This window comes from Streptomyces sp. SM1 (assembly GCF_002910825.1).
Classification (GTDB): domain Bacteria; phylum Actinomycetota; class Actinomycetes; order Streptomycetales; family Streptomycetaceae; genus Streptomyces; species Streptomyces okerensis.
This window is the reverse complement of the sequence record NZ_NEUB01000424.1, coordinates 1-423: the sequence shown is the minus strand read 5'-3', so window position 1 is coordinate 423 and position 423 is coordinate 1. Positions and strand designations below refer to the sequence as shown.

Here is a 423-nt window from a genome sequence, read left to right as displayed (position 1 = left end):
CCGCGCTGGGTCACCCGGGTCCCGAACAGGTCGCTCCGGATGACCTGCACGGCCACGATCACGAACAGCCACAGTACGGCCAGGAACCCCAGCCGCATGACCGTCAGGGTCAGCTCTGACATTGCCCCCGCTTCACCCTTCGGCTTGCCTATAGATAACGGTGGTGCTGCCCACGACGATTCGCGAGCCGTCGCGGAGCGTAGCGCGGGTGGTGTGCTGTCCGTCCACCACGATGCCGTTGGTGGATCCGAGATCCTGGATCACCGAGGGCGTTCCGGTACGGATCTCGCAGTGCCGGCGGGAGACGCCGGGGTCGTCGATCCGCACGTCCGCCTCGGTGCTGCGGCCCATCACCAGGGTGGCGCGGGAGATCTGGTGGCGGGCGCCGTTGATCTCGACCCAGTAGCGGGTGCGTCCGCCGGG

Annotated in this window: 1 protein-coding gene and 1 pseudogene; both read right to left on the bottom strand. The window is 68.3% G+C overall.

The features are described from left to right. Positions 1–122, bottom strand: a pseudogene (locus B9S61_RS10585) (FHA domain-containing protein); the annotation flags it as partial. 10 nt (positions 123–132) lie between these two features. Further along, the coding region (locus B9S61_RS10580; protein WP_146064780.1) for an FHA domain-containing protein at positions 133–423 on the bottom strand (291 nt) is incomplete at its 5' end.